At 65.3% G+C, this 22,882-nt stretch carries 25 protein-coding genes; 20 read left to right on the top strand and 5 right to left on the bottom strand.

Going from position 1 to position 22,882, the window contains the following annotated elements; genetic code table 11:
• Positions 1–102: 102 nt before the first annotated feature.
• Together ACQ4OD_RS20270 and ACQ4OD_RS20265 are read right to left on the bottom strand one after the other, a co-directional pair.
• Positions 103–342, bottom strand: coding sequence for a DUF3077 domain-containing protein (locus ACQ4OD_RS20270; protein ID WP_198754874.1), 240 nt, complete (start codon positions 340–342; stop codon positions 103–105).
• The gene (locus tag ACQ4OD_RS20265; RefSeq protein WP_139672656.1) at positions 339–578 is read right to left on the bottom strand and encodes a hypothetical protein; all 240 of its coding nucleotides are present in this window, start codon (positions 576–578) and stop codon (positions 339–341) included. The genes ACQ4OD_RS20270 and ACQ4OD_RS20265 overlap by 4 nt, the downstream gene beginning before the upstream one ends.
• Before the next feature lie 524 nt (positions 579–1,102).
• Here ACQ4OD_RS20265 and ACQ4OD_RS20260 point away from each other — a divergent pair.
• The 3 genes from ACQ4OD_RS20260 to ACQ4OD_RS20250 all read left to right on the top strand — a co-directional run bounded on the left by ACQ4OD_RS20260 (position 1,103) and on the right by ACQ4OD_RS20250 (position 3,568).
• Positions 1,103–1,726 carry a glutathione S-transferase gene (locus ACQ4OD_RS20260; RefSeq protein ID WP_430944829.1) on the top strand — a complete coding sequence of 208 codons (624 nt, stop codon included), beginning with the start codon at positions 1,103–1,105 and terminating at the stop codon, positions 1,724–1,726.
• A gap of 133 nt (positions 1,727–1,859) precedes the next feature.
• Positions 1,860–2,792: an ABC transporter ATP-binding protein gene (locus tag ACQ4OD_RS20255; RefSeq protein WP_110703895.1), complete on the top strand. Its 933-nt coding sequence runs from the start codon at positions 1,860–1,862 to the stop codon at positions 2,790–2,792.
• Positions 2,789–3,568, top strand: a complete 780-nt coding sequence (locus ACQ4OD_RS20250; RefSeq protein WP_430944828.1) for an ABC transporter permease — start codon at positions 2,789–2,791, stop codon at positions 3,566–3,568. The genes ACQ4OD_RS20255 and ACQ4OD_RS20250 overlap by 4 nt, the downstream gene beginning before the upstream one ends.
• On the opposite strand, the gene ACQ4OD_RS20245 is transcribed toward ACQ4OD_RS20250, so the two are convergent.
• On the bottom strand, positions 3,452–4,108 hold the full coding sequence (locus ACQ4OD_RS20245; protein ID WP_430944827.1) for a DUF2062 domain-containing protein: 657 nt from the start codon (positions 4,106–4,108) through the stop codon (positions 3,452–3,454). The genes ACQ4OD_RS20250 and ACQ4OD_RS20245 overlap by 117 nt on opposite strands.
• Positions 4,109–4,252: 144 nt before the next feature.
• Between ACQ4OD_RS20245 and ACQ4OD_RS20240 the strand changes: the two genes are divergently transcribed.
• The 8 genes from ACQ4OD_RS20240 (at position 4,253) to murB (ending at position 11,124) form a co-directional block, all read left to right on the top strand.
• Complete coding sequence (locus tag ACQ4OD_RS20240; RefSeq protein WP_430944826.1) at positions 4,253–6,463, top strand: DNA internalization-related competence protein ComEC/Rec2; 2,211 nt, start codon at positions 4,253–4,255, stop codon at positions 6,461–6,463.
• Between the two features lie 124 nt (positions 6,464–6,587).
• On the top strand, positions 6,588–7,223 hold the full coding sequence (locus ACQ4OD_RS20235) for a MotA/TolQ/ExbB proton channel family protein (RefSeq protein ID WP_430944825.1): 636 nt from the start codon (positions 6,588–6,590) through the stop codon (positions 7,221–7,223).
• The gene (locus ACQ4OD_RS20230) at positions 7,220–7,654 is read left to right on the top strand and encodes an ExbD/TolR family protein (RefSeq protein WP_023632003.1); all 435 of its coding nucleotides are present in this window, start codon (positions 7,220–7,222) and stop codon (positions 7,652–7,654) included. The genes ACQ4OD_RS20235 and ACQ4OD_RS20230 overlap by 4 nt, the downstream gene beginning before the upstream one ends.
• On the top strand, positions 7,654–8,664 hold the full coding sequence (lpxK, locus tag ACQ4OD_RS20225) for a tetraacyldisaccharide 4'-kinase (RefSeq protein WP_430944824.1): 1,011 nt from the start codon (positions 7,654–7,656) through the stop codon (positions 8,662–8,664). The genes ACQ4OD_RS20230 and lpxK overlap by 1 nt, the downstream gene beginning before the upstream one ends.
• Before the next feature lie 33 nt (positions 8,665–8,697).
• A complete protein-coding gene (locus ACQ4OD_RS20220) occupies positions 8,698–8,883 on the top strand; it encodes a Trm112 family protein (RefSeq protein WP_003247142.1) in 186 nt (61 codons plus the stop codon).
• Positions 8,880–9,644 carry a 3-deoxy-manno-octulosonate cytidylyltransferase gene (gene kdsB / locus ACQ4OD_RS20215; protein WP_430944823.1) on the top strand — a complete coding sequence of 255 codons (765 nt, stop codon included), beginning with the start codon at positions 8,880–8,882 and terminating at the stop codon, positions 9,642–9,644. Before ACQ4OD_RS20220 ends, kdsB begins: the two co-directional genes overlap by 4 nt.
• Positions 9,644–10,108 (top strand): low molecular weight protein-tyrosine-phosphatase, encoded by a 465-nt coding sequence (locus ACQ4OD_RS20210; protein ID WP_111532688.1) that lies wholly within the window; start codon positions 9,644–9,646, stop codon positions 10,106–10,108. The genes kdsB and ACQ4OD_RS20210 overlap by 1 nt, the downstream gene beginning before the upstream one ends.
• On the top strand, positions 10,105–11,124 hold the full coding sequence (gene murB, locus ACQ4OD_RS20205; protein WP_430944822.1) for a UDP-N-acetylmuramate dehydrogenase: 1,020 nt from the start codon (positions 10,105–10,107) through the stop codon (positions 11,122–11,124). Before ACQ4OD_RS20210 ends, murB begins: the two co-directional genes overlap by 4 nt.
• A 194-nt stretch (positions 11,125–11,318) precedes the next feature.
• Here murB and rne read toward each other — a convergent pair whose 3' ends face one another.
• Complete coding sequence (gene rne / locus ACQ4OD_RS20200; protein ID WP_430944821.1) at positions 11,319–14,534, bottom strand: ribonuclease E; 3,216 nt, start codon at positions 14,532–14,534, stop codon at positions 11,319–11,321.
• Positions 14,535–15,329: 795 nt separating this feature from the next.
• Here rne and rluC point away from each other — a divergent pair.
• The 3 genes from rluC to ACQ4OD_RS20185 are packed head-to-tail and all read left to right on the top strand — an operon-like array spanning position 15,330 to position 17,956.
• Positions 15,330–16,283: a 23S rRNA pseudouridine(955/2504/2580) synthase RluC gene (gene rluC / locus ACQ4OD_RS20195; RefSeq protein WP_102683593.1), complete on the top strand. Its 954-nt coding sequence runs from the start codon at positions 15,330–15,332 to the stop codon at positions 16,281–16,283.
• A 3-nt stretch (positions 16,284–16,286) separates the two neighbouring features.
• The gene (locus ACQ4OD_RS20190; protein WP_430944820.1) at positions 16,287–16,967 is read left to right on the top strand and encodes an HAD family hydrolase; all 681 of its coding nucleotides are present in this window, start codon (positions 16,287–16,289) and stop codon (positions 16,965–16,967) included.
• Positions 16,968–16,969: 2 nt separating this feature from the next.
• On the top strand, positions 16,970–17,956 hold the full coding sequence (locus ACQ4OD_RS20185) for a S49 family peptidase (protein WP_139672636.1): 987 nt from the start codon (positions 16,970–16,972) through the stop codon (positions 17,954–17,956).
• A gap of 124 nt (positions 17,957–18,080) precedes the next feature.
• Here ACQ4OD_RS20185 and ACQ4OD_RS20180 read toward each other — a convergent pair whose 3' ends face one another.
• Positions 18,081–18,659, bottom strand: a complete 579-nt coding sequence (locus ACQ4OD_RS20180) for a Maf family protein (RefSeq protein WP_430944819.1) — start codon at positions 18,657–18,659, stop codon at positions 18,081–18,083.
• Positions 18,660–18,755: 96 nt separating this feature from the next.
• On the opposite strand from ACQ4OD_RS20180, the gene ACQ4OD_RS20175 reads away from it, so the two are divergent.
• The 6 genes from ACQ4OD_RS20175 to acpP all read left to right on the top strand — a co-directional run bounded on the left by ACQ4OD_RS20175 (position 18,756) and on the right by acpP (position 22,797).
• Complete coding sequence (locus ACQ4OD_RS20175; RefSeq protein WP_023630499.1) at positions 18,756–19,283, top strand: YceD family protein; 528 nt, start codon at positions 18,756–18,758, stop codon at positions 19,281–19,283.
• A 13-nt stretch (positions 19,284–19,296) separates the two neighbouring features.
• Positions 19,297–19,479 (top strand): 50S ribosomal protein L32, encoded by a 183-nt coding sequence (gene rpmF, locus ACQ4OD_RS20170; RefSeq protein WP_028690987.1) that lies wholly within the window; start codon positions 19,297–19,299, stop codon positions 19,477–19,479.
• 3 nt (positions 19,480–19,482) lie between these two features.
• Positions 19,483–20,493 carry a phosphate acyltransferase PlsX gene (gene plsX, locus ACQ4OD_RS20165; protein ID WP_102683589.1) on the top strand — a complete coding sequence of 337 codons (1,011 nt, stop codon included), beginning with the start codon at positions 19,483–19,485 and terminating at the stop codon, positions 20,491–20,493.
• A gap of 168 nt (positions 20,494–20,661) precedes the next feature.
• The gene (gene fabD, locus ACQ4OD_RS20160; RefSeq protein WP_139672631.1) at positions 20,662–21,600 is read left to right on the top strand and encodes an ACP S-malonyltransferase; all 939 of its coding nucleotides are present in this window, start codon (positions 20,662–20,664) and stop codon (positions 21,598–21,600) included.
• Positions 21,601–21,616: 16 nt separating this feature from the next.
• A complete protein-coding gene (gene fabG / locus ACQ4OD_RS20155) occupies positions 21,617–22,357 on the top strand; it encodes a 3-oxoacyl-ACP reductase FabG (protein WP_203647546.1) in 741 nt (246 codons plus the stop codon).
• 203 nt (positions 22,358–22,560) lie between these two features.
• Complete coding sequence (gene acpP, locus ACQ4OD_RS20150) at positions 22,561–22,797, top strand: acyl carrier protein (RefSeq protein WP_046856533.1); 237 nt, start codon at positions 22,561–22,563, stop codon at positions 22,795–22,797.
• The last annotated feature ends 85 nt before the right edge of the window (positions 22,798–22,882 follow it).

Genomic DNA, 22,882 nt, shown 5'->3' with positions numbered 1-22,882 from the left:
CAAGCCGGCTCCCACAGGGGCTACGCTGGCCTGCTCTTTGTGGGAGCCGGCTTGTCGTGGCGACGAACCGCGGCGAAAGGGCCGCAAAGCGGCCCCCCAGGATCATTTACTGCTGTTCAACCCCAGCTCCATGTCATCGATCAGCGCCTTGGCCATGGCGCTGAGGATGCGCGCCGAGCTGCCGGCCAGCAGGTCGCCCTCCATTTCCGCCTCGCAGGTCAGGTGGCGAATGCAGCCGAGCAGCACCGACAGCTCGCTGAAGGCATCCTCGAAGGTCACGCCCGGCTCGACCTTGAACAGGTCCAGGCAGGTGGTGCGGCCTGCGGTATGGCCGCGGCTCATGGTTGCACCTGTGGCTTGTGTTCGAGCAGGGCGCAGGCGAGCTGGCCGAGGTAGTCGCTGGCGGTGAACAGGCGGTCCTGGGTTTCGCCGGGCTCGGTCTGGAAGTAGATGTCGAGGACATCGGAAATGGCGGTGGCCACTTCGACGGCGGCGGACATGGCTTCATCGCGGGTGAGGGTGGGGCGGATGCTGATGAAGGGGCCGAGGCGGGGTGGGTCTGGGACGATTTTTTTCATGGTAGAGAGTCCTATGCGGTCATTGAAACCGCCATTCAGGTCCTTTCTCACGAGGTCAGGGTGGCGGCCGTGTACGAGGTGAGAAAACCGGGACATAGGACAAACCCGGTCAGACCGAAGTCTGCCCGCACACGGCCACCATGACGAAGCCGCTGGTTGTCATATGTAGTCGGGTTTCTCACACCCGGTCACCAAATGTGGCGACCCGGTGAAGGTATCCCTGGGGTATTTCCCCGACAACGCGGCGGCTTCCGGCAAGCGCGTAGGATAGTTCCCAAGCTTTGCTGGCTGAAGCATTTGGTTTCAGGTTCGGAAATATCTGACAGATCGCGGGGGCCGCTGCGCGCCCCTTTCGCCGGCAAGCCGGCTCCCACAGGGCCTGTACGCGCCTGCTCTTTGTGGGAGCCGGCTTGTCGTGGCGACGAACCGCGGCGATAGGGCTGCGCAGCGGCCCCCGGTTTCACTGGCACCGCCCAACGCTTGGAGTAGACTGTCCCACCTCCCGCATTCATAAGGACGTTGCCATGCTGAAGATCTGGGGCCGCAAGAATTCGAGCAATGTGCGCAAGGCGTTGTGGATCGCCCACGAGCTGGGCCTGGAGTTCGAGTCCATCGATGCCGGCGGCGCCTTCGGCGTGGTCAACGAACCGCACTACCGGGCCCTGAACCCCAACGGCCTGGTGCCCATGCTCGAAGACGGCGACCTGGTGCTGTGGGAGTCCAACACCATCGTGCGCTACCTGTGCGCCGAATACGGTGCAGAGCAGGGCTGGTACCTGGACGACCCGCGCCAGCGCGCCCTGGCCGACAAGTGGATGGACTGGACCACCTCGTCCTTCGCCGGCCCCTTCCGCCCGCTGTTCTGGGGCCTGCTGCGCACCGCAGAGGACCAGCGCGACTGGGTGGCGATCAACGCCGCGCACAAGCAATGCGCCCAATTGCTGGCCATCGCCGACCAGACCCTGGCCAAGCAGCCGTACCTCTCCGGCGAGCAGATCGGCATGGGCGACATCCCCCTGGGCAGCTTCATCTACGCCTGGTTCGAAATGCCGATTGAACGCCCGCCCATGCACCACCTCGAAGCCTGGTACGAGCGCCTCAAGCAACGTCCGGCCTACCAGGCGGCGGTGATGACCGCCCTGACGTGACGCCACTTCGATAGTCACTATCGATACATGTGACTGTACTTGTGCGGCCGGGCCTTGCACCATGGCCGCACTCACTGCGCCAGTGTCTTTACCTGGCGTGTCCCGAACCTTTTTCATCGGTACCTGACCCGCCATGAGTTCCGCCCTGTCCATTCGACAGCTGACCAAGACCTACGGCAACGGCTTCCAGGCCCTCAAGGGCATCGACCTGGACGTTGCCGAAGGCGACTTCTTCGCCTTGCTCGGCCCCAACGGCGCCGGCAAGTCCACCACCATCGGCATTCTCTCGACCCTGGTGAACAAGACCAGCGGCACGGTCAACGTGTTCGGCAACGACCTGGACCGGTCGCCCGCGGCGCTCAAGCGCTGCCTGGGCGTGGTGCCCCAGGAGTTCAACTTCAACCAGTTCGAGAAGACCTTCGACATTGTCGTCACCCAGGCCGGCTACTACGGCATCCCGCCCAAGGTGGCCAAGGAGCGCGCCGAGCAGTACCTCACGCAGCTGGGCCTGTGGGACAAGCGCGACGTGCCTTCGCGCTCGCTGTCCGGCGGCATGAAGCGCCGGCTGATGATCGCCCGGGCGCTGATCCACGAGCCGCGCCTGCTGATCCTCGATGAGCCGACTGCGGGGGTGGACATCGAACTGCGCCGTTCGATGTGGAGCTTCCTCACCGAGCTCAACCAGAAAGGCATCACCATCATCCTCACCACCCACTACCTCGAAGAGGCCGAGCAGCTGTGCCGCAACATCGGCATCATCGACCACGGCACCATCGTCGAGAACACCAGCATGCGCCAGCTGCTGGGCAAGCTGCACGTCGAGACCTTCGTCCTCGACCTCAAGCGCGACCTGCCCGCCGCCCCTGAGCTGCAGGGCTACCCGTGCCGGTTGATCACCCCGCACACGCTAGAGGTGCAGGTGGACAAGGACATCGGCATCACCGCGTTGTTCGGCCAGCTGGCGCTGAAGAACATCGAGGTGCAGAGCCTGCGCAACAAGACCAACCGACTCGAGGAGCTGTTCGTGTCCCTGGTGGAAAAAAACCTGTCGAAGGTGGCCGTATGAGTGTGGAACTGCGCACCAGCTGGGTCGCCCTGAACACCATCGTCTACCGCGAAGTGCGGCGCTTCCTGCGCATCTGGCCGCAGACCCTGCTGCCGCCGGCGATCACCATGGTCCTGTACTTCGTGATCTTCGGTAACCTGATCGGCCGGCAGATCGGCGACATGGGCGGCTTCACCTACATGGAGTACATCGTGCCGGGGCTGATCATGATGTCGGTGATCACCAACTCCTATGGCAACGTGGTATCCAGCTTTTTCGGCAGCAAGTTCCAGCGCTCCATCGAGGAACTGATGGTGTCGCCGGTGTCGCCGCACACCATCCTGGTCGGCTATGTGCTGGGCGGCGTGTTGCGCGGCTTGGCGGTGGGGGTGATCGTGACGTTCCTGTCGCTGTTCTTCACCCATCTGCAGGTGCACCACCTGGGGGTGACAGTCATCGTGGTATTGCTGACCGCGACCATCTTCTCGCTGCTGGGCTTCGTCAACGCGGTGTTCGCCCGCAACTTCGACGATATCTCGATCATCCCGACCTTTGTGCTGACACCGCTGACCTACCTGGGCGGGGTGTTCTACTCGATCAACCTGCTGCCGCCGTTCTGGCAGACCGTGTCGCTGGCAAACCCGGTGCTGCACATGGTCAACTCGTTCCGCTACGGCATCCTAGGGGTGTCGGATATCAGTATTGGCACGGCGATCAGCTTCATGCTGGTGGCCACCGCGGTGCTCTACCTGCTGTGCGTGCGCCTGCTGGTCAGCGGCCGCGGCATGCGCGCCTGAGCCCCCTGAGCCCTGGTTGGGGGTGGCGGCGCAGCGACACTGGCGCCGGCGCCACTGCCGGCCCACCCACCAGCGCCAGTAGCCCATGGTGGTGAAGTAGGCGAGCACGCCCAGCACCACCCCGCACACCACCGAGCCGAGCAGGAACGGTTGCCAGATCGTCGCCAGTTGCTCGGTGACCCAGTCGACGGTGATCGACTCGGGCAGCGTGCGTGGCGGCACCTGCAGCAGCCAGGCACCGGTCATGTAGGTGACGAAGAACACCGGCGGCATGGTCAGCGGGTTGGTCAACCACACCAGGCTCACCGCGATCGGCAGGTTGCCGCGCACGGGAATGGCCAGCGCGGCGGCCAGCAGCATCTGCATGGGGATGGGAATGAGCGCGGCGAACAGGCCGACGCCCATGGCCCGCGCCACCGAATGGCGATTCAGGTGCCAGAGGTTGGGGTCGTGCAGCAGCTTGCCGAAAAAGCGTAAGGACTTGTGTTCGCGGATGCTGGTCGGGTCCGGCATGTAGCGTTTGAACAGACGGCGCGGCATGTGGGCTCCCGGCAGGGTTGAAGGGCGTCAGTATGCCCTGATTGAAACGCAGCCTCGTTCAGAGTTTGTGACAATTGATTAGCAGGGTTTTCCCGCCAATCGGCTAAGCCTCAGGGGTCGTGATCGCTTCTGGAGCTCTATCTCATGCGCACAGGGATGCTGGCGCTGGTGCTCGGGCTGTTGAGCCTGCGTTTGTTACCTGCCTTGCCACCGGTCGGATGGCTGATTCCATTGCTGTTGCTGGCATTGGCCTGCCTGCGTACGCGGGCCTGGCCGCTGGGCTGGTTTGTGCTGGGTGGCTGCTGGGCCTGCTGGTCGGCGCAGCAGGCGCTGGATGATCGCCTGGCCCCGGCGCTGGATGGCCGCACGCTGTGGCTGGAGGGGCAGGTGGTGGGGCTGCCGACCCGCACGGAGCGCGGTGTGCGGTTCGAGCTGGAGCATCCTGAGTCGCGCCGGGCGCAATTGCCCAGGCGCCTGCAACTGAGCTGGTTCGCCGGGCCTGAATTGCGCGCCGGTGAGCGCTGGCGCCTGGCGGTGAACCTGCGCCAGCCCCACGGGCTGCTCAACCCCCATGGCCCGGATCGCGAAGCGCTGTTGCTGGCCCGGGGTATCGGTGCCACAGGCTCGGTCAAGGCTGGCGAGCGGGTCGGGCAGGCCACGGTGGGCTGGCGCGATGCCGTGCGCCAGCGGTTGATGAACGTGGATGCCCGTGGGCGCGAGGCGGCGCTGGCGGCCCTGGTGCTGGGCGATGGCGCCGGGCTGGCGCGCGAAGACTGGCAGACCCTGCAGGCCACCGGCACTGTGCACCTGTTGGTGATCTCCGGCCAGCATATCGGGCTGTTGGCCGGGCTGGTGTACGGCCTGGTCGCGGGCCTGGCGCGGCTGGGCGCCTGGCCATCGCGCTGGCCGTGGCTGCCCTGGGCCTGTGGCCTGGCCATGGCCGCGGCGTTGGGCTACGGCTGGTTGGCCGGGTTTGGCGTGCCGGTGCAGCGGGCCTGCCTGATGCTGGCGGTGGTGTTGCTCTGGCGCCTGCGCTTCAGGCACCTGGGGGCAGCCTTGCCGCTGCTGTTGGCGTTGTCGGGGGTGTTGCTGATCAATCCATTGGCCAGCCTGCTGCCGGGTTTCTGGCTGTCGTTTGCCGCGGTTGGCGTGCTGATGCTGTGCTTCTCTGCCCGGCTCGGCGCCTGGCGACCCTGGCAGGCCTGGAGCCGCGCTCAGTGGGTGATCGCCGTGGGCCTGTTGCCGGTGCTGCTGGCGCTGGGGCTGCCGGTCAGCCTGACGGCGCCGCTGGCCAACCTGCTGGCGGTGCCCTGGATCAGTTTCGCGGTGTTGCCGCTGGCCCTGCTTGGCACGGCGGCGTTGCCGCTGCCAGGGGTAGGGGAGGGGCTGTTGTGGCTGGCGGGGCTTTCGCTGGATGGGCTGTTTCACCTGCTCGCGCAGCTTGCGGGGCAGTGGCCGGCATGGCTGCCCGAACCGTTGCCGCTGTGGGCCTGGCTGTTGGTCGCGCTGGGCGCGCTGTTGCTGCTGCTGCCTCGGGGCGTGCCGTTGCGCTTGCCGGGCGCGGTGATGCTGGTGGCCTTGTGGGCGCCGCGCGAGCAGGTGCCCCACGGGCAGGTGCAGGTGTGGCAGCTGGATGTCGGCCAGGGCCTGGCGGTACTGCTGCGTACCCGTCATCACGCGCTGTTGTACGACGCCGGGCCTGCCCACGGCGACAGTGACCTGGGCGAGAGCGTGGTGCTGCCGACCTTGCGCAGGCTGGGGGTGAGGCACCTGGACCTGATGCTGGTCAGCCATGGCCACGCCGATCATGCCGGCGGGGCGTCGGCAGTGCGTAGGGGGCTGCCGGTGACGCGGGTGCTGGCGGGGGAGGTTGCCGGGCTTGCGCCTGCCGCGCTGTGCGACAGTGGTGAGCGCTGGCGCTGGGATGGGGTCGATTTCGAGCTGTGGCATTGGCCGCAGGGTGCCTCCAGCAATGACCGCTCCTGCGTGCTGCAGGTGGTGGCCAATGGCGAGCGCCTGCTGCTGGCCGGCGACATGGAGGCCGGGGCGGAGCGGGCTTGGCTGGCGGCCAGCGAGGATCCGCGTGTCGACTGGCTGCAGGCGCCGCACCACGGCAGCCGCACGTCGTCCACCGAACCGTTCATCAAGGCGCTGGCGCCACGCGGGGTGATGATTTCGCGGGGGCGCAGCAACGGCTTCGGGCATCCGCACGAGCAGGTGATCGAGCGCTATCGGCGGCATGGGATCAGCATCCATGACACTGCGCTGGCGGGAGCGCTGAGTTTGCGCCTGGGGAGTCAGGGTGCAGCGGTAGGGGTGCGCGCAGAGCGCAGGTTCTGGCGGGAGCGCGAATGACGCCATCGCGAGGCAAGCCCGCTCCCACGGCTGCCATGCGACGGTTGATTCCCTGACCTCCGGCAGATGAGCCCCAGGCGGTCCTATGGTAGAGTGGCGGCCTTTTTCCGAGGGGATGCTTACTGTGTGGGAATTGGTCAAGTCCGGTGGCTGGATGATGCTGCCGATCATCCTGAGCTCCATCGCTGCCATGGCAATCGTCGGCGAGCGCCTGTGGACCTTGCGCGCCAGCCGTGTCACCCCGCCGCACCTGCTGGGCCAGGTATGGATGTGGATCAAGGACAAGCAACTCACCAGTGACAAGCTCAAGTCGCTGCGCGCCGATTCGCCGCTGGGCGAGATCCTCGCCGCGGGCCTGGCCAACTCGCGCCATGGCCGCGAGATCATGAAAGAGTGCATCGAAGAGGCCGCCTCGCGGGTCATCCACGAGCTGGAGCGCTACATCAGCACCCTCGGCACCATCGCCGCCATGGCCCCGCTGCTGGGCCTGCTGGGCACCGTGCTGGGCATGATCGACATCTTCAGCGCCTTCATGGGCTCGCAGATGACCGCCAATGCCGCGGTATTGGCCGGCGGTATCTCCAAGGCCCTGGTCACTACCGCGGCCGGCCTGATGGTCGGTATCCCGGCGGTGTTCTTCCACCGCTTCCTGCTGCGCCGCATCGATGAGCTGGTGGTGGGCATGGAGCAGGAAGCGATCAAGCTGGTCGAGGTGTTGCAGGGCGACCGCGAAGTGGAAGTGGCCGGAGGCAAGGCGTGAAGTTCCGGCGCAATCGCCAGCGCGAGAACGTCGACATCAACCTGGCGTCGTTGATCGACGTGGTGTTCGTGCTGCTGCTGTTCTTCGTGGTCACCACCACCTTCACCCGCGAGACCCAGCTGCGTGTCGAGCTGCCTGAAGCAAGCAGTGCCGCGCCCGCGCAGCCCGATGATGGCAAGCTGATCGAAGTCACCATCAGTGCCGACGGCGTGTACTCGGTGAACAACCACCTGCTGCCCAAGAGCGACCTGGCCACCCTGACCGAAGCCATCGAGAAGGAGTCCGGCGGTGACATCACCCTGCCGCTGGCGATCAGCGCCGACGGCAAGACCCCGCACCAGGCGGTGATCACCGCAATGGATGCGGCCGGCAAGCTCGGCTTCAGCAAGTTGCGCATGACCACCGTCGAGGCCGCGCAGGGCAATCCCTGATGGCCTTCGCCGACCGTCTGCTCGCTGCCTGGTATGCCGGGCACCCGGCGCTGGCTCTGTTGCGCCCGCTGGAGGCCCTGTACCGCCGCGTGGTGACGCGCAAGCGTGCGCGCTTCCTCAGCGGCATCAGCCCAAGCTACCGCGCCCCGGTGCCCGTGATCGTGGTGGGCAATATCACCGTGGGCGGTACCGGCAAGACACCGATGATCCTCTGGCTGATCGAGCACTGCCGCCGGCAGGGGCTGAAGGTCGGCGTGGTCAGCCGTGGCTACGGCGCCAAGCCGCCGCAGTATCCCTGGCGTGTCGCCGCCGACCAGCTCGCCGAGCAGGCCGGTGACGAGCCTTTGCTGATCGTCCAGCGCACCGGCGTGCCGCTGGTTATCGACCCCGACCGCTCCCGCGCCGTGCAGGCGCTGCTGGCCAGCGACGCGCCGGACCTGATCCTGTGCGACGACGGCATGCAGCATTACCGCCTGGCCCGCGACCTGGAGTTGGTGCTGATCGACGCCGCCCGTGGCCTGGGCAACCGTCGCTGCCTGCCGGCCGGCCCGTTGCGCGAGCCCGCCGAGCGCCTGGCCGAGGCCGACGCGGTGCTGTTCAACGGTGCCGAGGCTGACCGCGACGGTGGCTTTGCCTTCCGCCTGCAGCCATCGGCGCTGATCAACCTGCGCAGCGGCGAGCGCCGCGAGCTCGACCTGTTTCCCGCTGGCCAGGCGCTGCACGCCGTGGCCGGCATCGGTAATCCGCAACGTTTCTTCAACACCCTGCTGGGGCTACACTGGCAGCCGGTGCCGCACCCCTTTGCCGACCATGCGCCGTACAGCCGCGAAGTGCTGTCGTTCAGCCCGCCGCTGCCGTTGGTGATGACCGAGAAGGATGCGGTGAAATGCCGGCCGTTCGCTGCTGACGAGTGGTGGTACCTGGCGGTCGATGCCGTACCCTCGCAGGCGTTCGTCGCCTGGTTCGACGCCGAGCTCGATCGCCTGCTGCCTGGCCGTCCCCGGCCCTGAGCCTTTTTCAATTTCCGTTTCAAGGAAGCTCCCATGGACACCAAACTGCTCGATATCCTGGCCTGCCCGATCACCAAGGGCCCGCTCAAGCTCAGCGCCGACAAGACCGAGCTGATCAGCAAGGGCGCGGGCCTGGCTTACCCGATCCGCGACGGCATCCCGGTGATGCTGGAAAGCGAGGCGCGCACCCTGACCGACGACGAGCGCCTGGACAAATGAGCCTGGCCTTCACCGTGGTGATCCCAGCCCGGCTGCGCTCCACGCGCCTGCCGGGCAAGCCGCTGCTGGCGATTGCCGGCAAGCCGATGGTCCAGCATGTGTGGGAGCAGGCGCGCAAGAGCGGCGCCAGCCGCGTGGTCATTGCCACCGACGATGCCAGCATCGTCGAGGCCTGCCAGGCGTTCGGCGCCGAAGTGCTGCTGACCCGCGCCGACCACGAGTCGGGCACCGATCGCCTGGCCGAAGTGGCTGCCCAGCTGGGCCTGGCCGCCGATGCCATCGTGGTCAACGTGCAAGGTGACGAGCCGCTGATTCCGCCGGTGATCATCGATCAGGTGGCGGCCAATCTCGCCGCGTACCCCGAGGCCGGCATCGCCACCCTGGCCGAGCCGATCCACGCGCCGGAAACCATCTTCAACCCTAACGCGGTGAAGGTGGTCAGCGACAAGAACGGCCTGGCCCTGACCTTCAGCCGCGCCCCATTGCCCTGGGCCCGCGACGCGTTTGCCAAGGACCGTGAGCGCTTGCCCGAAGGCGTGCCGTACCGCCGCCATATCGGCATGTACGCCTACCGCGTGGGATTCCTTCAGGACTTCGTCGCCTGGGGCCCGTGCTGGCTGGAGCAGACCGAGTCGCTGGAGCAGCTGCGTGCCCTGTGGCATGGCGTGCGCATCCATGTTGCCGATGCCATCGAGGCCCCGGCCGTGGGCGTGGATACCCCTGAAGACCTGGAGCGCGTACGGCGCTTGCTGGAGGCCTGATGCGCGTTCTGTTCGTCTGCCTCGGCAATATCTGCCGCTCGCCGACTGCCGAAGGCGTGCTGCGCCATCAGCTCGAGGCAGCAGGCCTCGGTGACGTGGTGCACGTTGCCTCCGCCGGTACCGGCGACTGGCATGTCGGCAAGGCGCCCGACAGCCGTACCTGCAAGGCCGCGCTGGCCCGTGGCTATGACCTGTCGCGTCAGCGCGCCCAGCAGGTCAAGGCGGCGCATTTCGCCGAGTACGACCTGGTTCTGGCCATGGACAAGAGCAACCTGGGCAATTTGCAGGCGTTGCGCCCACACAACGCCAAGGGCGAGCTCGACCTGTTCCTGCGCCGCTATGGCGCGGCCCTGGACGAAGTGCCGGACCCTTACTACGGCGGTGCCGAAGGCTTCGAGCAGGTCCTGGACCTGATCGAGGCGGCGTGCCGTGAGCTGGTCGTGGAAATCAAGGGGCGGTTATGACGGCGCACTGGCAGGAGCGCGTGTCGCTCAAGCCCTACAACACTTTCGGCATCGATGTTAGTGCCCGCTACTTCACCCAGGCCCATGACGACGACGAAGCGCGCCATGCACTGGCCCAGGCCGCCGAGCGCCAGGTGCCGGTGCTGGTCATTGGTGGTGGCAGCAACTTGCTGCTATCCCGCGATGTCGACGCCCTGGTGCTGCACATGGCCAGCCGTGGGCGGCGCCTGCTCAGCGATGACGGTGAGCGCGTGGTGGTCGAAGCCGAGGCCGGCGAGCCCTGGCATCCGTTCGTGCAGTGGAGTCTCGACCAGGGCCTGTGCGGGCTGGAGAACCTCAGCCTGATCCCCGGCACAGTCGGCGCCGCGCCGATGCAGAACGTCGGCGCCTATGGCGTGGAGATCAAGGACGTATTCGCCGGTTTGACCGCGCTGGACCGCGAAACCGGCGAACTGCGTGATTTCTCGCTGGAGGCGTGCGCGTTCGGTTATCGCGACAGCCTGTTCAAGCGCAATCCGGGCCGCTGGCTGATCCTGCGTGTGCGTTTTGCGCTGAGCCGTTCGTTGCAGGCGCACCTGGACTACGGCCCGGTGCGTCAGCGCCTGGCGGAGCAGGGTATCGAGCAGCCCACCGCGCAGGCGATCAGCGATGCGATCTGCAGTATCCGTCGGGAAAAGCTGCCGGACCCGGCTGCGCTGGGTAACGCCGGGAGCTTCTTCAAGAATCCTGTGGTGCCTGCTGCACTGGCCGAGCATATTCGTGCCGAGCATCCTGGCGTGGTGGCTTATCCGCAGGCCGACGGCCAGGTGAAGCTGGCGGCCGGCTGGTTGATCGAGCAGGCGGGGTGGAAGGGTTATCGCGATGGCGATGCTGGTGTGCACCGTTTGCAGTCGCTGGTACTGGTGAACTACGGCCAGGCGAGTGGGGCGCAGTTGCATGGGCTGGCTCGGCGGATCCAGGCGGATATCCTTGAGCGTTTTGGGGTCGAGCTGGAGATGGAGCCGAACCTGTACTGATGGGCTGGCCTGGGCCGGCCCTATCGCGGGGCAAGCCCGCTCCCACGCCATAATCACATGCCTGCTCAGGCGTAGGATGGTGGCGTGGGAGCGGCCGCACCGCCCGGATCACCAGCAGAGCCGCTGCCATCCACCGGCAAAGAAAAAGCCCCGCCAGTTCGCACTGGCGGGGCTTTTTCATTCAGCCGAGGCTATCAACCGTGATGAGGCTTGTGCTCATCGGCGGTCTCCAGCGCTTCAGCAGGGGCGGCTTCGGCAGCGGCCTGGGCGGCAGCGGCGGCGGCTGCTTCGGCTTCACGCTTGCGGCGACGCACTTCACGTGGGTCGTTCGGGGCGCGGCCGTTGGCCAGCATCGCCGAAGGCGCTTCGACCGGGGCCGGTGCTTCCACGGGCGCCTGCTCGGCAACGATCGGCGCAGGCTCGGCGGCAGGTGCTTCAGCCACTTCCGGCTGGGCCTCGACCACTGGCTCGACGACCGCTACAGGCTGCTCGGCTACCGGGGCTTCGACCACGGTGGCTTCGACTATCTGCGGCTGCTCGATTTCACCGGCTTCCACGGCAGGGGCTTGCACCGCCTCGGCGACGACGGCAGGCTGCTCGGCAGGGGCTTCTTCGACCACTGGCTGCGGCGCTACTTCGACCACCGGTTCGATGCTCGGCTCAACGGCGACCACTGGCTCGCTGACCGGTTGCTCGACCACCGGGGCGATGGCGACCTGTTCGGCCACGACCTCGGTGATTTCCACCTGGGTTTCGGCGACAGCGGCGCTGGCGCGCTCGGCCTGCTGGTTGGCTTGGGCTTCGGCATCGGCGCTGATGTTGCTGGTGGCCACGGCGGCGATGACGGCAGTGCCGGCGGCCAGTTCAGCGCCCAGCTCGGTGGCCTGGTGCTGTTGTGGCTGCTGCTCTTCGCCGGCGTCTTCGTCGCCCTCGATCAACTCGCCATTGGCGTTGCGCTGGCGCTCACGACGGTTGCTGCGACGACGCTGGCCACGGGAACGGCGGCGCGGACGCTCGCCATCGGTGCCTTCCTGTTCGTCCTGCAGCAGTTCGTCGTTCGGCAGTTGCTCTTCGGCGAGCTCGGCGGCCTGTTCGACGGCCTGCGCCTCAGGGCGCAGCTGGCGCTCTTCACGCGGAGCGCGTTCTTCGCGTGGCGCACGCTCTTCACGAGGGGCGCGTTCTTCACGCGGGGCACGCTCTTCACGTGGTGCGCGTTCTTCACGCGGTGCACGCTCTTCACGCGGTGCACGCTCTTCACGTGGTGCGCGTTCTTCGCGAGGGGCACGTTCTTCACGTGGTGCACGCTCTTCACGGGCTACACGTTCCTCGCGTGGCGCACGCTCTTCACGTGGGGCGCGTTCTTCACGGGCGGCCGGGGCCGGTGCGGCGTCCAGCGGCTCGCGCAATTCGCGCACGCGCTCTTCGCGGTTGCCACGGCGGTCTTCGCGCGGCTGGCGCTGACGCTCTTCGCGTGGGGCGCGTTCTTCACGCGGTGCACGTTCTTCGCGTGGCTGACGCTCTTCACGCGGGGCGCGCTCGCTGCGTTCTTCACGCGGCTTGCGGTCTTCCTCGCGGCGGCCATTGCGGTTGCGGCTCTGCTGGCGACCGTTGCGGCGCTCTTCGTTGCGTGGCGAACGCTCGGTAGCCGGTTTTTCGGTGGTGACGGCCGGCGCGGCGGCAGGCTCTTCCTTGCCGGCGAACAGGCTGACCAGCGACTTGACCAGGCCCTTGAACAGGCTTGGCTCCGGTACGCTCGGCGCAGGCGCCGCGGGTGCGGCTGGCTGTTCTTCGACGGCGGTTGGTACCGGTGCGTTGGCGCGGGCCGGCGCGGTCTTCACCGCGGCTTCCTGGCGTACCAGGGTGCGGGTGGCGGTCGGCAGCGGCGCTTCTTCGGTCTCGGCCGAGGCGATTTCGTAGCTGGACTGGTTGTTCAGCACGTCTGGGTTGTCGTCGCGCAGGCGCTGGACTTCGAAGTGCGGAGTTTCCAGGTGATCGTTCGGCAGGATGATGATGCGCGCGCGAGTACGCAGTTCGATCTTGGTGATCGAGTTGCGTTTCTCGTTGAGCAGGAAAGCGGCCACCGGGATCGGCACCTGGGCGCGCACCTCGGCGGTGCGGTCCTTCAGGGCTTCTTCCTCGATCAGGCGCAGGATCGCCAGCGACAGCGACTCGACGTCACGGATGATGCCGGTGCCCGAGCAGCGCGGGCAGACGATGCCGCTGCTCTCGCCCAGCGATGGGCGCAGGCGCTGGCGGGACATTTCCAGCAGGCCGAAGCGCGAGATGCGGCCGACCTGCACACGGGCGCGGTCGGCCTCGAGGCATTCGCGCACGCGCTCTTCGACGGCGCGCTGGTTCTTCGCCGGGGTCATGTCGATGAAGTCGATGACGATCAGGCCGCCGATGTCACGCAGACGCAGCTGGCGGGCGATTTCCTCGGCCGCTTCCAGGTTGGTCTGCAGGGCGGTTTCCTCGATGTCGCTGCCTTTGGTGGCGCGCGCCGAGTTGATGTCGATGGACACCAGGGCTTCGGTCGGGTCGATCACGATCGAGCCGCCGGACGGCAGGTCGACCACGCGCTGGAAGGCGGTTTCGATCTGGCTTTCGATCTGGAAGCGGTTGAACAGCGGCACGCTGTCTTCGTACAGCTTGACCTTGCTGGCGTACTGCGGCATCACCTGGCGGATGAAGGTCAGGGCTTCTTCCTGGGCGTCGATGCTGTCGATCAGCACTTCGCCGATGTCCTGGCGCAGGTAGTCGCGGATGGCGCGGATGATGACGTTGCTTTCCTGGTAGATCAGGAACGGCGCGGTACGGTCCAGCGAGGCTTCCTTGATGGCGGTCCACAGCTGCAGCAGGTAGTCGAGGTCCCACTGCATTTCTTCGCTGCTGCGGCCCAGGCCCGCGGTGCGCACGATCAGGCCCATGTCGCCCGGAACGGTCAGGCCGTTCAGCGCTTCACGCAGCTCGTTGCGCTCTTCGCCTTCGATGCGGCGGGAGATGCCGCCAGCGCGCGGGTTGTTGGGCATCAGCACCAGGTAGCGGCCGGCCAGGCTGATGAAGGTAGTCAGGGCGGCGCCTTTGTTGCCTCGCTCTTCCTTCTCGACCTGGACAATGACTTCCTGGCCTTCGCTCAGGACTTCCTTGATGTTGACCCGGCCTTCAGGGGCTTTCTTGAAGTATTCGCGGGAGATTTCCTTCAGCGGCAGGAAGCCGTGACGTTCGGAGCCGAAGTCGACGAAGGCGGCTTCAAGACTGGGCTCGATCCGGGTGATCTTGCCTTTGTAGATGTTGGCCTTTTTCTGCTCACGGGCACCGGACTCGATGTCCAGGTCGTAGAGGCGTTGGCCGTCCACCAGGGCTACACGCAACTCTTCGGGTTGAGTTGCGTTAATCAGCATTCTTTTCATGTTGTACCGTCGGTTTCCGGGCTGCCGGAAACGGCGTTCGGCACACGCGACTTTTCATGATCGGTGCCAAGGTGCGCAAAGGGTGGCGAGCCACCCCCGTGTCTGACGACGTTCGGCACCAGCCGGTTGCCCAGCCTGCCGTTGTCGCGACGACGCGTCCTGTTTTGTGGTGCCAAAAGGCCTGCCGAGCTTTTCGAAGGTTATCCGAATCAATCGAGCGGGCCTGGTGCACTCAGTCAGGAGGAGGAATCAACCGGTCGTCCGTGGATGCCACGAGGGCGTCTGTTCAGGACCTTGCCCGCTCATCGCCCGTTGAGTGGGGCGGTGGGGTCGGGTTCGGTGCCACACGGTCCGAAGGCTGTGCATCTCCACCCTGCACGTATCCCTGAAAATTCGGTGCTGCCGCGCGCTGAATCCGCAACGGGTTGCATTTTTCGCCAGCCCGGTACCGGGCTGGCGCCATGACATATCCAAGGCAGGTATTTCCGAAGCATTCGCCCGAATGCGCGGAAACGACGGTGGCGGGCAGAGGTACGGCGAAAAGAAGCGGGTAAGCAGGTGAAACACCGCACTTGTCGTTTTTTTCCGGTCTTCTCTACACAGCGCTGGTGGCGATTCCAGGCATTTAGTTAAACTGGCGAACGCTCCGTAGGACGGCCTCGCGTCCTCGGAATTGCGATGGTCAGGGCCGGCGTAGAGCCTGATGCCGCTGGCCTGCCGCTTTTGGCGGCGTTCGCGACTATAGCAGTTATGATTAAGTGCTTCAATTCCATAAAAAATTGTTATGATCCCGCCATGACGACCAATACCCCTCCGACTTCCGGCGTTCAGCTGATCGAAGTCGCGCCGGAGCTTGCCGGCCAACGCATCGACAATTTCCTCATCACCGCGCTCAAGGGCGTGCCCAAGACGCTGGTCTACCGCATCCTGCGCAAGGGCGAGGTGCGGGTCAACAAGGGCCGGATCAAGCCTGAGTACAAGCTGCAGGCCGGCGATATCGTGCGGGTGCCGCCGGTGCGCCTGCCAGAGCGTGACGAACCCGCGCCCGTGGCCCAGGGGCTGTTGCAGCGCCTGGAAGCCGCCATCGTCTATGAAGACAAGGCGCTGATCGTGATGAACAAGCCGGCCGGCATTGCCGTGCATGGCGGCAGCGGCCTGAGTTTCGGGGTGATCGAGGCGCTGCGCCAGTTGCGCCCCGACGCCAAGGAGCTGGAGCTGGTGCACCGCCTGGACCGCGACACCTCGGGCCTGTTGATGATCGCCAAGAAGCGCAGCATGCTGCGCCACCTGCATGCCGCGCTGCGCGGCGATGGCGTGGACAAGCGCTACATGGCGCTGGTGCGCGGCCATTGGCCGACCTCGAAGAAACAGGTCAATGCGCCGCTGCAGAAGAGCAACCTGCGCTCCGGCGAACGCATGGTCGAGGTCAATGACGAGGGCAAGGAGGCGCTGACGCTGTTCCGCGTGCTGCGCCGCTTCGGCGAATTCGCCACGATTGTCGAGGCGCGGCCGATCACCGGCCGTACCCATCAGATCCGCGTGCACACCTTGCATGCCGGGCACATGATCGCCGGCGACAGCAAGTACGGCGATGAAGACTTCAGTCGCGAGATTCGCGACCTGGGTGGCAAGCGCCTGTTCCTGCATGCCTACCAGTTGACCGTGCCGCTGCCCGACGGCGGCGAGCTCAAGCTCGAGGCGCCGGTGGACGAGATGTGGGCCAAGACTATCGAGCGGTTGGCGTCCTGAGCCATGAATAAAAGTTATGACCTGCTGGTCTTCGACTGGGATGGCACGCTGGCCGATTCCATCGGGCGCATTGTCGAGGCCATGAACGTGGCCGCCGGGCGTGCCGGGGAGGCCGCCAGCAGCGACGAGGCGATCAAGGGCATCATTGGCCTGGCGCTGGGGGAGGCGATCGCCACCCTGTATCCACATCTTGAGCTGCCGCAGGTGGAAACATTCCGCCAGCATTATGCCGATGTCTACATGGCGCTGGATCAACAGCCGTCGCCACTGTTCGACGGTGTGGTCGAGTCGCTGGAGGCGTTCCGTGCCGAGGGGTATCGTCTGGCGGTGGCCACCGGCAAGGCGCGACGCGGTCTGGATCGGGTGCTCAAGGCCAATGGCTGGGAAAACTACTTCGACATTACCCGGGCGGCCGACGAAACCCGCGGCAAACCGCATCCGCTGATGCTCGAGGAGATTCTCGCCCACTGCCAGGTCGAACCCGGGCGGGCGCTGATGGTCGGAGATTCGGCGTTCGACCTGCAGATGGCCAGCAATGCCGGCATGCATTCGGTCGCCGTGGGCTATGGCGCCATGTCGCTGCAGGCCCTGGCCGAATTTGGCCCGCAAGTGTGCATCGAGCATTTTTCCCAGTTGCGCGAATGGCTGGCCGAGCCTGCGCAGATCAATTTCCAAGGTAGGTGAGCATGACTGACGAGTGGAAGGCGCCCGAGGCCGATGAGGCTGGCGAGGAGCGCAAGAGCTGGAAGCTGCTGGAGAAGACCTTGCTGGCGGGTGTCCAGGAGCAGCGTCGGGCGCGGCGCTGGGGGATCTTCTTCAAGCTGCTGACCTTCGTTTACCTGTTCGGCATCCTGTTCCTGTTCACGCCATTGATGGATGTGGACAAGGCTGCCTCGCGCAGCGGCAGCCATACCGCGCTGGTCGAGGTGCGCGGGGTGATCGCCGATCAGGAGCCTGCTAGCGCCGACAATATCGTCAAGAGCCTGCGCGAGGCGTTCAAGGATCCGAAGACCAAAGCCGTGGTCATGCGCGTCAACAGCCCGGGCGGCAGCCCGGTGCAGGCGGGTTATGTGTACGACGAGATCCGCCGTCTGCGCGCCGAATATCCGGCCATCAAGCTGTACGCGGTGATCGCCGACCTGGGGGCCTCCGGCGCCTACTACATTGCCAGCGCCGCCGACGAGATCTATGCCGACAAGGCCAGCCTGGTCGGCTCCATCGGCGTCACTGCGGCGGGCTACGGCTTTGTCGGCACCATGGACAAGCTGGGCGTGGAGCGGCGCACCTACACGGCGGGCGAACACAAGGCCTTCCTTGATCCGTTCTCGCCACAGAAGCCGGAAGAAACCGCGTTCTGGCAGGGTGTGCTGGATACCACGCACCGTCAGTTTATCGCCATGGTCAAGCAGGGGCGTGGCGAGCGCCTGAAGGACAAGGATCACCCTGAGCTGTTCAGCGGGTTGATCTGGTCGGGCGAGCAGGCCAAGGAGCTGGGGCTGGTGGACGGGCTGGGCAGTGCCAGCTATGTCGCCCGCGAAATCGTCGGCGAGAAGGAACTGGTGGACTTCACTGTGCAGGAGTCGCCGTTCGATCGTTTCTCCAAGCGCATCGGTGCCAGTGTGGCGGAGCGCATGGCGCTGTATATGGGCTTCCAGGGGCCTTCGCTGCGTTGATCTGAAGTCGATTGGGGCCGCTTCGCGGCCCTTTCGCCGGCAAGCCGGCTCCCACAAATTACGCCGCATCCTGTGGGAGCCGGCTTGTCGTAGCGACGAACCGCGGCGAAGCGGCCCCGGTCTCTCAAGGCACCTGCACGCCTTCCTTGTGCAGCATGTCCACCAGCCGAATCAGCGGCAGCCCGATCAGGCTCGTGGCGTCGCAGCCATGGGTGCTCTGGAACAGGCTGACCCCCAAGCCCTCCGCCTTGAAGCTGCCGGCGCAGTCCAGTGGCTGCTCGGTCGTCACGTAGCGCTCCACGCGCTCTCGATCCAGCTCGCGCATCGTCACGGTAAACAGCACGCAATCGACCTGGCAGTGGCCGGTGGCGCTGTTCAGCAGTGCCAGCCCGGTGAGGAAGGTGACCTGCTGCCCGCTGGCCTCCAGCAACTGCTCGCAGGCGCGTTCGAAGGTGTGGGGCTTGCCGAGGATCTGCTCGCCCAGCACCGCCACCTGGTCGGAGCCGATGATCAGGTGATCGGGGTGACTGGCGGCCAGGGCTTCGGCCTTCTGTCGGGCCAGGCGGCGCACCAGCTCGACGGCGGGCTCGCCATCGAGGCGTCGTTCGTCAAGGTCGGGGCTCGCCCAGGTGAAGGGCAGGCGCAGGCGGGTGAGCAGTTCGCGGCGGTAGGGCGAGCTGGAAGCCAGTAACAAGGGAAGCATGGTAGACTCCTGGGCAATTGCCCCGAATTCTAACATGCGAGATGGCACCTAATTTCCTTTGACAGGGAGGGGGTGCATCCCTAGAATGCTGCGCCTATGTTGAATGACCCGATTCCACCTCACGTTGACCCGCGCAAATTGGCTGATCGTGGCGTAACCCTCGAAGGTTCGCTGCAACTCGCTGATTTGGAAAGACTCTGCGACCCGCTTTCCGACAATGTCGGTACGGTGCAGGCGAAGTTCGATTTTGAACGAGATGAGCAGCACGTGGTGGTTATCCACAGCGCGCTGGATGTCGAAGTCAAGATGGTTTGCCAGCGTTGTCTTGAGCTGGTCACCCTGCCGATCCATAGCGAATGTACGTACGCTGTGGTGAAGGAGGGTGCGAACACCCAGTCGTTGCCGAAAGGCTATGACGTGCTGGAACTGGGCGAAGATCCATTGGATCTGCAGGCACTGGTCGAGGAAGAGCTTTTGCTTGCCCTGCCAATCGTGCCTGCTCATCATCCGGAAGAATGCCAGCAGCCGGCGGGACTCGATGAGCCCGAGCCGAGCAAGGACGAGGTATCGCGGTCCAACCCGTTCAGTGTATTGGCGCAGTTAAAGCGTGACCCAAACGTTTAGGAGTTAATCAATTATGGCTGTTCAGCAGAACAAAAAATCCCGCTCTGCCCGTGACATGCGCCGTTCGCACGACGCCCTGTCGGCAGAAGCTCTGTCGGTAGAGAAGAGCACCGGTGAAGTACACCTGCGTCACCACGTTTCGCCAGAAGGCGTATACCGTGGTCGCAAAGTGATCGACAAGGGCGCTGACGAGTAATCCTTGTCCGCTCAGATCATCGCGATCGACGCAATGGGCGGGGACTTCGGTCCCCGCAGCATTGTCCAGGCTAGCATTGCCTGCCTATCGGCTACCCCCTCGCTGCACCTGACCCTCGTCGGTCAACCCTCCCTCCTTGAAGATCTTGTCGGCGGCCTCGCGGCTGCGGATCGCGCACGCCTGCAGATTGTCGCGGCCAGCGAAGTGATCGGCATGGACGAGCGGCCATCGCAGGCGTTGCGGGGCAAGCCGGACTCGTCGATGCGCATCGCCCTCGAACTGGTGCGTGATGGCAAGGCCCAGGCCTGCGTAAGTGCCGGCAATACCGGCGCGCTCATGGCCTTGTCGCGCTTTGTGCTCAAGACCCTGCCCGGTATCGATCGTCCGGCGATGGTGGCGGCGATTCCGACGCAGGCCGGCTACTGCCAGCTGCTTGACCTCGGCGCCAACGTCGACTGCAGCGCGGAAAACCTCTACCAGTTCGCTGTGATGGGCTCGGTGGCCGCCCAGGCTCTGGGCGTGCATCGGCCGCGGGTGGCGCTGCTCAATATCGGTACCGAGGACATCAAGGGCAACCAGCAGGTCAAGCTGGCCGCCAGCCTGTTGCAGAACGCCCGGGGGCTGAACTACATCGGCTTCGTCGAGGGTGACGGGTTGTACCGGGGCGAGGCGGACGTGGTGGTGTGCGATGGTTTCGTCGGCAATATCCTGCTCAAGTCCAGCGAGGGTCTGGCGACCATGATCGGTGCCCGCATCGAGGCGCTGTTCCGTGGCGGGGTGTTGGCGCGAGCCGCAGGTGCCCTGGCCATGCCGCTGCTCAAGCGCCTGCAGGCCGACCTTGCGCCTGCGCGGCACAATGGTGCGAGTTTCCTGGGGTTGCAGGGCATCGTCATCAAGAGCCATGGCTCGGCGGGCGTGCAGGGTTTGCAGAGCGCGATCCAGCGAGCGCTGATCGAGATCCAGGAAAACCTGCCGCAGCGCCTGCACGGGCGTCTTGAAGACTTGTTGCCCTGAGCTGCGCGATGAGGTCATTACTGGAAATGCAAAGCTTTTGGGCATACCGCCCATGAAGTGCTTAAATGTGACCGCTTGGTCCGCCGCTCCATCCAAGCTTTCAGATTGCGCGTCTGGCCCGCGGCCTGGCGCACCCTATCCGACGACAAGATCATAAGGGCTTGTTCAATGTCTGCATCCCTCGCATTCGTCTTTCCTGGTCAAGGTTCCCAGTCGCTGGGCATGCTCAAAGAGCTGGGCGCCGAAAAACCGGTAATCGTCGAGACCTTCAAGGAAGCGTCCGAGGCCCTGGGCTACGACCTGTGGAAACTGGTCCAGGAAGGCCCGGAAGAACAACTCAACCAGACCGACAAGACCCAGCCGGCCATCCTGACCGCCTCCATCGCCTTGTGGCGCCTGTGGCTGGAGGAGGGTGGCGCGCAGCCGGCTTTCGTCGCCGGGCACAGCCTGGGTGAATACAGCGCCCTGGTCGCCGCTGGCAGCCTGTCGCTGAAAGATGCCGTGCGCCTGGTCGAGCGCCGTGGCCAACTGATGCAGGAGGCCGTACCTGCCGGCCATGGTGCCATGGCCGCCATCCTTGGCCTGGACGACGCCGTGGTGGTCGAGATTTGCGCCGAAGCCGCCGAAGACGAAGTGGTCAGCGCGGTGAACTTCAACTCGCCGGGCCAGGTGGTCATCGCCGGCAACAAGGCTGCGGTCGATCGTGCCATCGAGCTGTGCAAGGCCAAGGGCGCCAAGCGTGCCCTGCCATTGGCGGTCAGCGTGCCATCGCACTGCGCCCTGATGAAGCCGGCCGCCGAGCGTTTCGCCGAGGCCGTCAATGCCATCGAATGGAAAGCGCCGCAGATACCGGTGGTGCAGAACGTCACCGCAGCCATCGCCGCCGACCTCGATGCCCTCAAACAGGACCTGCTGGCGCAGCTGTACCAGCCGGTACGCTGGGTCGAGTGCGTGCAGGCGCTGGCCGAGCGCGGTGCGGTGAACCTGGTCGAATGCGGCCCGGGCAAGGTCCTGGCTGGCCTGAACAAGCGTTGCGCCGACGGCGTGACCACCTACAACCTCAACACCCCAGACGCTGTCGCCGCCACCCGTGCGGCGCTGGCCTGAATTCGGAGAAGCTTGCATGAGCCTGCAAGGTAAAGTTGCACTGGTCACCGGCGCCAGCCGTGGTATCGGCCAGGCCATCGCCCTCGAGCTGGGCCGCCAGGGCGCAACCGTGATCGGTACCGCCACCACCGCTTCTGGTGCCGAGCGTATCGCCGCCACCCTGAAGGAGCACGGCATCAACGGCACCGGCCTTGAGCTGAACGTCACCAGTGCCGAGTCCGTGGAGGCAGTGCTGGGCGCCATCGGCGAGCAGTTCGGCGCGCCGGCCATCCTGGTCAACAACGCCGGTATCACCCGCGATAACCTGATGCTGCGCATGAAGGATGATGAGTGGTTCGATGTGATCGACACCAACCTCAACAGCCTCTACCGTCTGTCCAAGGGCGTGCTGCGCGGCATGACCAAGGCGCGTTGGGGTCGTATCATCAGCATCGGTTCGGTGGTGGGTGCCATGGGCAACGCCGGCCAGGCCAACTACGCCGCCGCCAAGGCCGGCCTGGAAGGCTTCAGCCGGGCCCTGGCTCGTGAAGTGGGCTCGCGTGGCATCACCGTCAACTCGGTGACCCCGGGCTTCATCGACACCGACATGACCCGTGAGCTGCCAGAAGCGCAGCGCGAGGCCCTGCAGAAGGAAATTCCGCTGGGCCGCCTGGGCCAGGCCGAGGAGATCGCGAAAGTGGTTTCCTTCCTGGCTTCCGACGGCGCAGCCTATGTCACCGGCGCCACCGTGCCGGTGAACGGCGGGATGTACATGTAAAACCGCAACTCAATGTGACGGATTGCTTCAAAAAAGAGTCATACTCCGAGCCTAAAATCCGTTATAAAGCTGCAACCAGATTCCGGGCAGAGGGCCCGGTGACTTGGTGGAAGGCGCGTTACGCTTGAAAAGCAGGCGTCTTCCTATAAACTTGGTCACCGGCCAGCTGCCTGACATATGTCCATTAGGAGTGAAAACTAGGTATGAGCACCATCGAAGAACGCGTCAAGAAAATCGTCGCCGAGCAACTGGGCGTCAAGGCTGAGGAAGTCAAGAACGAATCTTCCTTCGTTGAGGACCTGGGTGCCGATTCGCTTGACACTGTTGAGCTGGTGATGGCTCTGGAAGAGGAATTCGAGACCGAAATCCCTGACGAAGAAGCCGAGAAGATCACTACCGTTCAAGCTGCTATCGACTACGTCAACGCCCACCAGGCCTAAGACGCTGTAGTCGACGCTTCTTGTCGGGAAAAACCGCACTGCCTTTGCCGGCGTGCGGTTTTTTCTTTGCGAGAGCCGGGGTTTG

The sequence above is a fragment of the Pseudomonas sp. WC1 genome (assembly GCF_050586565.1).
GTDB lineage: Bacteria > Pseudomonadota > Gammaproteobacteria > Pseudomonadales > Pseudomonadaceae > Aquipseudomonas.
This window is presented reverse-complemented; position numbering and strand designations above follow the sequence as displayed.

Excerpts from the sequence above, each read along its gene's own strand:
- ACQ4OD_RS20270 (WP_198754874.1), bottom strand. The coding sequence starts at position 342 with ATGAGCCGCGGCCATACCGCAGGCCGCACCACCTGCCTGGACCTGTTC.
- ACQ4OD_RS20265 (WP_139672656.1), bottom strand. The coding sequence starts at position 578 with ATGAAAAAAATCGTCCCAGACCCACCCCGCCTCGGCCCCTTCATCAGC.
- ACQ4OD_RS20260 (WP_430944829.1), top strand. The coding sequence starts at position 1,103 with ATGCTGAAGATCTGGGGCCGCAAGAATTCGAGCAATGTGCGCAAGGCG.
- ACQ4OD_RS20255 (WP_110703895.1), top strand. The coding sequence starts at position 1,860 with ATGAGTTCCGCCCTGTCCATTCGACAGCTGACCAAGACCTACGGCAAC.
- ACQ4OD_RS20250 (WP_430944828.1), top strand. The coding sequence starts at position 2,789 with ATGAGTGTGGAACTGCGCACCAGCTGGGTCGCCCTGAACACCATCGTC.
- ACQ4OD_RS20245 (WP_430944827.1), bottom strand. The coding sequence starts at position 4,108 with ATGCCGCGCCGTCTGTTCAAACGCTACATGCCGGACCCGACCAGCATC.
- ACQ4OD_RS20240 (WP_430944826.1), top strand. The coding sequence starts at position 4,253 with ATGCGCACAGGGATGCTGGCGCTGGTGCTCGGGCTGTTGAGCCTGCGT.
- lpxK (WP_430944824.1), top strand. The coding sequence starts at position 7,654 with ATGGCCTTCGCCGACCGTCTGCTCGCTGCCTGGTATGCCGGGCACCCG.
- ACQ4OD_RS20220 (WP_003247142.1), top strand. The coding sequence starts at position 8,698 with ATGGACACCAAACTGCTCGATATCCTGGCCTGCCCGATCACCAAGGGC.
- kdsB (WP_430944823.1), top strand. The coding sequence starts at position 8,880 with ATGAGCCTGGCCTTCACCGTGGTGATCCCAGCCCGGCTGCGCTCCACG.
- ACQ4OD_RS20210 (WP_111532688.1), top strand. The coding sequence starts at position 9,644 with ATGCGCGTTCTGTTCGTCTGCCTCGGCAATATCTGCCGCTCGCCGACT.
- murB (WP_430944822.1), top strand. The coding sequence starts at position 10,105 with ATGACGGCGCACTGGCAGGAGCGCGTGTCGCTCAAGCCCTACAACACT.
- rne (WP_430944821.1), bottom strand. The coding sequence starts at position 14,534 with ATGAAAAGAATGCTGATTAACGCAACTCAACCCGAAGAGTTGCGTGTA.
- rluC (WP_102683593.1), top strand. The coding sequence starts at position 15,330 with ATGACGACCAATACCCCTCCGACTTCCGGCGTTCAGCTGATCGAAGTC.
- ACQ4OD_RS20190 (WP_430944820.1), top strand. The coding sequence starts at position 16,287 with ATGAATAAAAGTTATGACCTGCTGGTCTTCGACTGGGATGGCACGCTG.
- ACQ4OD_RS20185 (WP_139672636.1), top strand. The coding sequence starts at position 16,970 with ATGACTGACGAGTGGAAGGCGCCCGAGGCCGATGAGGCTGGCGAGGAG.
- ACQ4OD_RS20180 (WP_430944819.1), bottom strand. The coding sequence starts at position 18,659 with ATGCTTCCCTTGTTACTGGCTTCCAGCTCGCCCTACCGCCGCGAACTG.
- ACQ4OD_RS20175 (WP_023630499.1), top strand. The coding sequence starts at position 18,756 with ATGTTGAATGACCCGATTCCACCTCACGTTGACCCGCGCAAATTGGCT.
- rpmF (WP_028690987.1), top strand. The coding sequence starts at position 19,297 with ATGGCTGTTCAGCAGAACAAAAAATCCCGCTCTGCCCGTGACATGCGC.
- fabD (WP_139672631.1), top strand. The coding sequence starts at position 20,662 with ATGTCTGCATCCCTCGCATTCGTCTTTCCTGGTCAAGGTTCCCAGTCG.
- fabG (WP_203647546.1), top strand. The coding sequence starts at position 21,617 with ATGAGCCTGCAAGGTAAAGTTGCACTGGTCACCGGCGCCAGCCGTGGT.
- acpP (WP_046856533.1), top strand. The coding sequence starts at position 22,561 with ATGAGCACCATCGAAGAACGCGTCAAGAAAATCGTCGCCGAGCAACTG.